Source organism: Nonomuraea sp. NPDC051941, from assembly GCF_044593615.1.
In genome coordinates this window covers 517,744-526,858 of record NZ_JBIUCF010000002.1, presented here as the reverse complement: position 1 = coordinate 526,858, position 9,115 = coordinate 517,744, and the positions used below count along the sequence as shown (strand labels likewise).

8 protein-coding genes are annotated in these 9,115 nt (G+C 70.9%); 3 read left to right on the top strand and 5 right to left on the bottom strand.

What is annotated here, in order from left to right:
- The first annotated feature begins 8 nt into the window (after window positions 1-8).
- Complete coding sequence (locus ACIHFD_RS06220; protein ID WP_397365842.1) at window positions 9-983, top strand: methyltransferase; 975 nt, start codon at window positions 9-11, stop codon at window positions 981-983.
- A 62-nt stretch (window positions 984-1,045) separates the two neighbouring features.
- On the opposite strand, the gene ACIHFD_RS06215 is transcribed toward ACIHFD_RS06220, so the two are convergent.
- The 5 genes from ACIHFD_RS06215 to ACIHFD_RS06195 form a co-directional block, all read right to left on the bottom strand.
- A complete protein-coding gene (locus ACIHFD_RS06215; protein ID WP_397365841.1) occupies window positions 1,046-3,550 on the bottom strand; it encodes a PEP/pyruvate-binding domain-containing protein in 2,505 nt (834 codons plus the stop codon).
- A gap of 219 nt (window positions 3,551-3,769) precedes the next feature.
- Entirely contained in the window at window positions 3,770-4,405 is a 636-nt protein-coding gene (locus tag ACIHFD_RS06210) for a response regulator (protein WP_397365840.1), read from the bottom strand.
- A gap of 3 nt (window positions 4,406-4,408) precedes the next feature.
- Window positions 4,409-5,710 (bottom strand): sensor histidine kinase, encoded by a 1,302-nt coding sequence (locus tag ACIHFD_RS06205; RefSeq protein ID WP_397365839.1) that lies wholly within the window; start codon window positions 5,708-5,710, stop codon window positions 4,409-4,411.
- Window positions 5,707-6,429 carry an ABC transporter permease gene (locus ACIHFD_RS06200; protein ID WP_350728280.1) on the bottom strand — a complete coding sequence of 241 codons (723 nt, stop codon included), beginning with the start codon at window positions 6,427-6,429 and terminating at the stop codon, window positions 5,707-5,709. The genes ACIHFD_RS06205 and ACIHFD_RS06200 overlap by 4 nt, the downstream gene beginning before the upstream one ends.
- A complete protein-coding gene (locus ACIHFD_RS06195; protein WP_350728279.1) occupies window positions 6,426-7,142 on the bottom strand; it encodes an ABC transporter ATP-binding protein in 717 nt (238 codons plus the stop codon). Before ACIHFD_RS06195 ends, ACIHFD_RS06200 begins: the two co-directional genes overlap by 4 nt.
- A gap of 161 nt (window positions 7,143-7,303) precedes the next feature.
- Here ACIHFD_RS06195 and ACIHFD_RS06190 point away from each other — a divergent pair, with 161 nt between their 5' ends.
- Both ACIHFD_RS06190 and ACIHFD_RS06185 read left to right on the top strand, forming a co-directional pair.
- Window positions 7,304-8,149 carry an ABC transporter ATP-binding protein gene (locus ACIHFD_RS06190; protein WP_397365838.1) on the top strand — a complete coding sequence of 282 codons (846 nt, stop codon included), beginning with the start codon at window positions 7,304-7,306 and terminating at the stop codon, window positions 8,147-8,149.
- Window positions 8,146-8,997 carry an ABC transporter permease gene (locus ACIHFD_RS06185; protein ID WP_397365837.1) on the top strand — a complete coding sequence of 284 codons (852 nt, stop codon included), beginning with the start codon at window positions 8,146-8,148 and terminating at the stop codon, window positions 8,995-8,997. Before ACIHFD_RS06190 ends, ACIHFD_RS06185 begins: the two co-directional genes overlap by 4 nt.
- The last annotated feature ends 118 nt before the right edge of the window (window positions 8,998-9,115 follow it).

The window sequence follows — 9,115 nt, the reverse complement described above, 5'->3', positions numbered from 1 at the left end:
AGGATTCGATGGAGCAGGATCTGATGCGCATCCTCACCGGAGGATGGGTGGCGCAGGCGACCTTCGCCGCGGTGCGCCTGGGCGTCGCGGACGCGCTCGACGGGCGGCGCCTGGCCCCCGAGGAGATCGCCGAGGAGGTCGGCGCGCACCCGGGCGCGCTGCACCGCCTGCTACGGCTGCTGGCCGGCGTGGGCCTGGCCGACGCCGACGGCGACAACAGGTACGGGCTGACCCCGATGGGGGCGCAGCTGCGCGGCGACGCGCTGGGCCCGCTGGCCACCCTCTACGGCGAGGACTATTTCGCCTCCGCCTGGGACGGCCTGGCACACGCGGTCCGCACCGGGGAGCCGGCGTTCGAGCACGTCCACGGCGAGCCCGTCTTCGCGCACCTGGCCGGCGACCCGGGCAAGGCGGCCGTCTTCAACCGGGGAATGGCGGCGGGCGCCTCGTTCTTCCGCGGCGTCCCCGACGCCTACGACTTCTCCGGCGCGCGCCGGGTGGTCGACCTGGCCGGCGGCACCGGCGCCCTGCTGGCCACGGTCCTGCGGAGCAGCCCCGCGGCACGCGGCGTGCTGTTCGACGTGCCGGACGTGGTCGAGGCCGCGCCCGCGCACCTGGCGCGGATGGGCGTGCTGGACAGGTGCGAGCTGGTCGGCGGCGACCTGTTCGACGCCGTGCCGGAAGGCGGCGACGTCTACGTGCTCTCGCGCATCCTGCACGACTGGGACGACGAGCGCTGCGCCGTCCTGCTGGCCAACTGCGCCAAGGCGATGGAGCCGGGGGCCGAGTTGCTCGTCGTCGAACGCGTCGTCGGCCAGGACTCGTACCTGCCGCTCGCGTACGACCTGCACATGATGGTGATGACCGGGGGACGGGAGCGCACCGAGGCGGAGTACCGCGCGCTCCTGGAGGAGGCCGACCTGACCCCCGGCAGGCTGCTCGACCTGCCGCTCGGGATGCGGCTGCTCACCGCCACCCGCTGAAACCGGGCCGAACACCACGAAGGCGCCGGGCTCCTGGAGAGCCCGGCGCCTTCCGCGTGGCCTCAGCTCAGGACGAGCGCCTCCTCCCGCTCCCGCGCCGACTCGCCGATCACCTCGACGCTGCCCTTGCTGCCGTCGACGCGGATCCGGTCGCCGTCCCGCACCAGCATCGTGGCGTTCCTGGTCCCGACGACGGCGGGGATCCCCAGCTCACGGGCGACGATCGCGGCGTGCGACAGGGGAGCGCCGACGTCGGTGACGACCGCCGCCGCGCGCGGGAAGAGCAGCGTCCAGCCCACGTTCGTCACGGTCGTCACGAGGATCTCGCCCTCGCCCAGCCGGTCGCCCTCCGCCACCGACGCCAGCACCCGGGCGGTCCCCTCGACCACGCCGGCCGCGCCGGGGAAGCCGCTGATGGTCTGCGACGGGGGCGCCGCCGTGTCCTCGGCGTCGAACACGTCGCCGCGCCGGTGCGGGTCCGCGGCCCACCGCTCGGGGTCGAACCGGCCGCGGATGATGCCCGGGTACGGCGGCAGCGCCCTGTACAGCTCGTACGTGGCCCGACGCCTGGCGACGTACGACAGCGGCCGGTTCCAGCCGCGCAGCACGCCCAGGATCTCCTCGACCGTCAGGAAGAACAGATCGTCACCCTGCCCGGTCACCTCGCCGGCACGCAGGACGAAGTCGCGCACCATCCAGAAGCCGCGCATCATCTCCGACCGCGTCTCCTCGCGGGAGCGGACGATCGCCTCCCAGCGGTCGATCTGGCGGCGGAACTTCTCGGCCTGCCTCGGGTGGCGCTCGCGGAAGCGCCGCCAGGCCGCCGCGCTCGCCGCCTCCTGGCGTTCGAGCAGCTCGGTGGGGTCGACCGTGAGGGCGACGAGCTGCTCGTCGATCCACGCCGGGTCCTCCACCGGCCGGGCGGCCGAGACCTCGAACTCGTCCGGGCAGCGGTGCCCGTACCTGCGGACGTACTCCTCGCGGGAGATCTCGCCGCGCTTGAGCCGGGCCAGCCCGAGCAGCGGGCCGAGGCTCTCCAGCCGGCCGTCCCTGGCCTGGATGCCGGACATCAGCACGGTGGCGTCCGCCTCTCCGACCAGCTTCGTCAGCCGGGCGCCGAGGTAGACCAGCGAGCCGGCGTCCTGGCGGGCCGCGGCGGCCAGCATGCGGTTGCACTCGTCGAACCTGGGCTCGATCTCGCTCTGCCAGAGTGCGACCAGGTCGTCGCTCTCGGCGATCATGGCGCGGAGCTCCTCCGTGCGGCGGGGCGCGTCCGCTATGTACTCGGGGATCCGCTCCACGAGCTTCTGGATCTCGCGCCGGCCGCCCGCCATCGGCCTGGCCGCCCTGAGGGTCTGCCAGCGCGACATCGGCAGCAGCGGGGTCCCCACACCCTCCGGCAGCCTGCCGTAGATCGGCTCCTGGGAGTCCTTGATCTTCTTGGTCATGCCGAGCGCCTTGCCGAGCGAGGCGGTCAGGCTCATGTTCATGTAGACGCGGCCGCCGATGTTGCCGCAGATGGGGTGGCCGCCGAGGTCGCCGACGACCATGATCTCGGCGATGAACGCCTGCACGAGCGACCAGGTGCACGGCGTCATGACGCTGGGGATGGCCTCGCCCAGGTTGCCGTTGGTCCACAGGTAGTCGCCCTTGAGCGAGTCGTTCCACACCTCGCGCTGGCCGGTGATCGGCCTGGCCTGGAGGATGTGCGGGCGCCCGTCGTGCAGGGCCCACTCGATGTCCATCGCGCGGCCGTACAGCTCCTCGATCGCCAGGCCCAGCTCGGCCAGCCGGGTCGCCTGCGCCGAGGTCAGGACCGGCTCGTCGCGCCTGGCGGGCGGGACGGGCTCCTCCCGGGTGCCGTCCGGGGTGCGCACGGTCATGACGGCCTTGGACGCGATGCGCTCCTCGACGACCGTGAGGCCGGCGCGGTCGACGGTGATCGTGTCGGGCGTGACGAGGCCGCCGACGACCGCCTCGCCCAGACCCCATGCGGCGTTGATGGTCAGCCGGTCGTGGGGGGAGACCCGGTCCTCGGTGAACAGCACGCCCGCGGCGTCGGCGGGCACCAGCTCCTGGACGACGACGGCGATGGCCACCTGGTCCCGCGGGATGTCGTGGCGGTCGCGGTAGGCGATCGCCCGGTCCGTCCAGAGCGAGGCCCAGCAGCGCCTGACCGCGTCCAGGAGCTGTTCGGCGCCGCGGATGTTGAGATAGCTGTCCTGCTGCCCGGCGAACGACATCCCCGGCAGGTCCTCCGCGGTCGCCGACGACCGGACGGCCACCGCGGCGTCCTCGCCCAGCGCGGCGTACGAGGCCAGAATGTCCTCGGCGATCTCCGGCGGGATCTCGCACCCGGCGAACAGCGCCTGGATCTCCTCGGCGTCCCCGGACAGGATCGCCTCACGCAGACCATGGCGGGCCACGAAGTCGCGGTAGGCGCCGGTGGTGACGTGGAAACCCGCCGGCACGGGCAGCCGAGCCCTGGCCAGGCGCGCCAGGGACTCCCCCTTGCCGCCGACGATCTCCAGCTCGGCCCTCGGGTCGGCCAGGGCAAGCGTGTTCATGAGCTCATCTCCAAATCCTTCCGGACGATCTCCAGGAACCGATTCGGCGGCACGCGAAAGAATTCACCAGGGGAAAAGGAAATGCGGTGGCCACATTTGACACACCGCTTGACTCGTCACGTCCGGGGCAGGAAAGGTGCCCTCGGGTAGAGATGGAACGGCCGCCTGTTCCACGGTACGAAGCGGCCGGAGGGGCGGCACACCCCTAGGCGCCCTTAATCAGCTGTCGGTGCCCGGCCTGAGCAGGCCCGTCTCGTAGGCGGCGGCGACGGCGGCCGCACGGTCGTTGACCTCGAGCTTGGCGAAGATGTGCAGCAGGTGCGTCTTCACGGTGGCCTCGGTGATGAACAGCCGCTTGGCCACGTCGCGGTTGGTGGCGCCCCGGGAGATGAGCGACAGGACCTCCAGCTCGCGGCGGCTGAGAGGCTGCTGGCGCGGCGCGCGCAGCTTCTGCGTCAGCACGCCGGCCACGGAGGGGGACAGCACGGTCTCGCCGCGCGCCGCCGCCTGCACGGCGCGGCGCAGCTCGGCGCGCGGGGTGTCCTTGAGCAGGTAGCCGGTCGCCCCCTCCTCGATGGCCGGCAGCACGTCCACGTCGTCGTCGAACGTGGTCAGCACGAGCACGCGGACGTCGGGCGCCTGCTCGCGCAGCCGGCGGATGAGCTCCGCGCCCTTCATCCTCGGCATGCGCAGGTCGGTGAGCACGACGTCGGGATTGGTGCGCTCCACCACGGCCAGCGCCTCGAACCCGTCACCCGCCTCCCCGACCACCTCGAACTCGTCGTCGGTGAAGATTCCGCGCAGCCCGTCGCGGACGACCGGATGATCGTCCACGATGATCAGCCGAATCGGCATGTCTCACCCGGCGTTTCTGGATCGGTCGGATGGCTCGAGGCCCGTTTCGGCGGGGATGGCGGGGACGGCGGCGGAGATGCCGGTGCCCTCGCCGGGGGCCGACTCGATCTGGAAGTCGCCCGCCAGCCTGGTCACGCGCTGGCGCATGGACAGGAGGCCGAAACCGCCCGCCTCGGAGGCGTGCGCGGCCGGCAGGCCCGGTGGCTCGGGGGCGAAACCGGCTCCGTCGTCGCGTACGTCCAGCACCACGACATCTTCCATGTACGACAGAGTGAGGGCAACTCGTCCGGCGGAAGCGTGCTTGGCGACGTTCGCCAGCGCCTCCTGCGCCACCCGCAGCAGGGTGATCTCCACCTCCGCGTGCAGCGGCCGAGCCTCGCCCGTGACCTCCAGGGACGAGGCCACGCCGCTGGCCTGCGACCATTTGCCGGAGACGTCCTGGAGCGCGGCCGGCAGCTGCGACTCGGCCAGTGGCGCGGGGCGCAGGGCCTGCACCGACCGGCGGGCCTCCTTCAGGCTGTCCCTGGCCAGCATGCGAACCGTGTCAAGGCGGGCACGAGCCGCCTTGACGTCGTCGAGCGCCTCCTCGGCGGCCTCCACCTGGGTGACGATGGCGGTCAGACCCTGCGCGATCGTGTCGTGGATCTCCCTGGCCAGCCGCTGCCGCTCCCCGACCACTCCGGCCTCGCGGGCCTTGGTCAGCAGCTGGGCCTGCAGGTTCGCGTTCTCGGCCGCGAGGGCGGCCAGCCTCGCGCCGGTCTCCTGGAGCTGCGCGATCATCACCCTGCGGCTCTCGTTCTGGTCGGAGATGGTCTGGACGACCAGGCCGACCGCGGAGGCGACCAGCGCGGCCACCAGGAACGAGAAGAGCATCTGGCCCGGGCTTCGCCCGGCCTCCGGCCGCATCGAGACCAGCACCCCCGCGGTCGCGACCACCCCGGCGTAGGCCCACCAGCGGGGCAGCAGCGCGAAGGACTGGATGAACACCGCCGGGCCGGCCACCGTGAACACCGAGTCGATGCCGACCAGCGCCCCGATGGCGGCGAGCAGGACGGCGAAGTAGACGAGCGCGACGAGGTGGTGCTTGATCCACTCCGGGTGCGCGCCGACCATGAACCAGTGCCAGGCCATCGCGAACAGCGCCAGGACCAGCGTGTCCGGCCGCCAATTCTGCAGCAGGGAGAAACCTGCCGGAAGCAGGATGAACAGGTAGGGCAGATAGGGCCAGACCCGGTCCCATCGCGAAGGGCCGGGGCCGGTGGAGGTGACCACCGGCCCCGGCCCTTCACGGTCGACGCTGCTCACCACCGGAAGGCCTTGATGGCGACACCGCCGGCGACGAGGCAGATCCCGAGCATGACGGCCAGCGAGATCGGGGACATCGCGCTGCCCTCCCAGCCGGCGCGGATGGCCTGGACGGCGGGCGCCATGGGGGTCAGGTCACCGATCGCCCGCATCGAACCGCCCATGCTCTCGCGGGGGATGATGGCGCCGGAGATGAAGACCATCGGGAAGAACAGGCTCAGCCCGATCACGGTCGCGCCGCGGCCGGAGGGCACCACCGCGCCGAGCAGGAAGCCGATGGCGCTGAGGCTCAGTGCGGCGAGGAGCCACGCCACGACCACGCCGCCCACGTTGGCGGGGGCCGACGCGCCGTAGACGAAGAAGCCGATGGCCACCAGCAGCGCCGTGCCGAACACGGCCAGCAGCATGTGAGCCACCCACTGGGCGCCGAACAGCATGCCGGGCGAGGCCGGCGTGGCCCGCAGCCGCTTCAGCACCAGGCGCTCCCGGTACTGGGCGACCGTGGCCGGCAGGATGACCAGCGCGGCCATGCCGATGACGAACGTGGTCAGCATGGGCACGTTGGCGTCCGCCAGCGACAGCCCGCTGGGAAGGGACCCGCCGTTGCGCAGCTTGACCCAGAGCATGATCGCGGGGAAGGCCAGCGCGAAGAACGCCGACATGGGGTCCCGTGCGATCAGCTTGAGCTCGACCGCGATGACCTGAGTGATGCCTCTCATGCCGCCTGCCCTCCCGTCAGAGCGAAGTACGCGTCCTCGAGCGATTCGGTACGGCCCTGGGCCTTCAGCTCGCCCGGGGTGCCGTGGGTGATGACGCGGCCCTGGTCGATGATCGCCATGCGGTCGCACAGCGCCTGGGCCTCGTCCATGAAGTGGGTGACCAGCACGACGGTCACCCCGCGGTCGCGGATCTCGCGGACCAGGCCCCACGTCATGCGGCGGGCCGAGGGGTCCAGGCCGGTGGTGAGCTCGTCGAGGAAGACGACCTCCGGGTTTCCGACCAGGGCCAGCGCAATGAACAGGCGCTGCTTCCAACCGCCCGACAGGCTCCTGAAGCTGGAGCGCTGCCGCTCGGTCAGCCCCCACTCGTCCATGAGCGCCCTCCAGTCGGCGGGCTTCTCGTAGAAAGAGGCATACATCTTCAGCGCCTCGCCCACCTTGAGCGCGTCCGGCAGGGCCGCCTCCTGCAGTTGGACGCCGACACGCGGAAGGAGCCGGCGCCGGTCGGTCTGCGGGTCGAGGCCCAGCACGCGCAGCACACCGCCGTCGCGCTGCCGCAGGCCCGCCATGCACTCCACGGTCGTGGTCTTGCCCGCGCCGTTGGGGCCGGCGATCCCGAAGATCTCGCCCTTTTCCACCTTCAGGGATACGCTCTCGAGAACCTGCTTGCCTCGGTAGCTCTTACTCATGCCCTCGATTTCGATGACTGTCATGTTTACAGAATCATCGGTGGCCGCGACTTCCGACATCCTCCGAACGGTTGATAGGGGGTCAGCTCCTTGATTTGGGGTCCGACCTGCGGCTTAGACGTTTGACCAGGTGAAACCCTAAATAGGGGTGTCGGTGGCGGAGCCGATCCCCAACCCTGATGGGTATGAGCGATACAGCGGTGCGGGTACGTGAGCTGCGCAAGCGATATGGCGATGTGGTCGCCATTGACGGCGTCGACCTGGACATCGCCAGGGGTGAGGTGTTCGCGCTCCTCGGCCCCAACGGCGCAGGCAAGACGACCACTGTTGAGATCCTCGAAGGGCACCGCCGCCGCGACGCCGGCGACATCAGCGTGCTCGGCGAGGACCCCGGCCAGGCCGGCAGGGCCTGGCGCGCCAGACTCGGCATCGTGCTGCAGTCGGCCACCGACGCCGCGGAGATGACCGTCCGGGAGATGGTGCACCACTACGCCACCTACTACCCGAGCCCGCGCGACCCCGACCACGTGATCGAGCTCGTCGGGCTCACCGGCAAGGCCGACGTCCGCACCCGCCACCTCTCCGGCGGCCAGCGGCGCAGGGTGGACGTGGCGCTCGGCGTCGTGGGCAATCCCGAGCTGGTCTTCCTGGACGAGCCCACCACGGGGTTCGACCCCGTGGCGCGCCGCCAGTTCTGGGACCTGATCTCGCAGCTGTCCGACGAGGGCACCACCATCCTGCTGACCACGCACTACCTGGACGAGGCCGAGGCGCTGGCCGACCGGGTGGGTGTGATCGTGGGGGGCAAGGTCGTCGCGCTGGGGGAGCCGGCCACGCTGGCCGGCCGCGCGCAGGCGATGGCCACCGTCAGCTGGGCCGGCCCGGACGGGGAGCGCAGCGTGAAGACGGCGACGCCCACGCAGGTCGTCGCCGAGCTGGGCCGCCAGTTCGAGGGGGAGATCCCGGAGCTGGCCGTGACCCGGCCGACCCTCGAAGACATCTACCTCGGCCTGATCGGAGACCAGCCGTGACAACCACGATGTCGAGACCGACGACTCGCATCCCCGCCGCGAACTCGGTGAGCCTGCCCGGTGCCTGGGGCCTGGCGTTCAAGCGCGGCGGGCTGGAGCTCAGAAGCTTCTTCCGCACCAAGAGCCAGTTCATCGTCATCTTCTCGCTTCCGGCGATCATGCTGATGTTGCTCGGCGCGATGCAGATCAACAAGCCGGCCATCGCCGGGATCACGGGCGCCCAGATCCTCACGGCAGGCATGATCGGCGCCGGCGTGATGGGCACGTCCTTCCAGAACCTGGGCATCAACATCGCCCTGGAACGCCATGACGGGACCTTGAAGAGGCTCTACGGCATGCCGCTGCCACGGATGGCGTATTTCGGCGGGAAGGTCATCCAGGTCCTGGTGTGCATGGTCGCCGAGGTGGCCATCTTGGTCATGGTGGGAGCGCTGCTGTTCGGCATCCAGGTGCCCACCTCTTTCGACCGGTGGCTGACGTTCACCTGGGTCCTGCTGTTGGGTGGTACGGCCTGCGCGCTGCTGGGCATCGCGGCCGGCAGCCTGCCGAAGTCGACGCGCGGGGCCAACGCGGTGATCACGCTGCCCTTCCTCATCGTGCAGTTCTGTTCCGGCGTCTTCATGCCCTTCTCCGACGTGCCGGGCATTCTCCAGTTCTTCGCGTCGCTGTTCCCACTCAAGTGGATCACCCAGGGCATGCGCTCGGTGTTCCTGCCGGAACACGCGGCGGCGCTGGAGCCCTCCGGCTCGTGGCAACTCCCGATGACCGCCCTCGTGCTCGGCGCCTGGTGCGTCGGCGCGCTGCTGCTGTGCCTGAAGACGTTCCGCTGGACGGCCAAGGACAGCTGACCTCGAATCCTCGTGACGGTGGCGGGTCGCCTGAACGCCACCGTCAATCGCATGCCCGGCCTCTGTGCCGGGCTTTCGCGTCGGTGGGTCCTCACGTGCCGCCGCCGGAGCCGTTCAT

Bases quoted from the DNA above. Each gene is read 5' to 3' on its own strand.
- ACIHFD_RS06215 (WP_397365841.1), bottom strand. From the start codon at position 3,550: ATGAACACGCTTGCCCTGGCCGACCCGAGGGCCGAGCTGGAGATCGTC.
- ACIHFD_RS06220 (WP_397365842.1), top strand. From the start codon at position 9: ATGGAGCAGGATCTGATGCGCATCCTCACCGGAGGATGGGTGGCGCAG.
- ACIHFD_RS06210 (WP_397365840.1), bottom strand. From the start codon at position 4,405: ATGCCGATTCGGCTGATCATCGTGGACGATCATCCGGTCGTCCGCGAC.
- ACIHFD_RS06195 (WP_350728279.1), bottom strand. From the start codon at position 7,142: ATGACAGTCATCGAAATCGAGGGCATGAGTAAGAGCTACCGAGGCAAG.
- ACIHFD_RS06190 (WP_397365838.1), top strand. From the start codon at position 7,304: ATGAGCGATACAGCGGTGCGGGTACGTGAGCTGCGCAAGCGATATGGC.
- ACIHFD_RS06200 (WP_350728280.1), bottom strand. From the start codon at position 6,429: ATGAGAGGCATCACTCAGGTCATCGCGGTCGAGCTCAAGCTGATCGCA.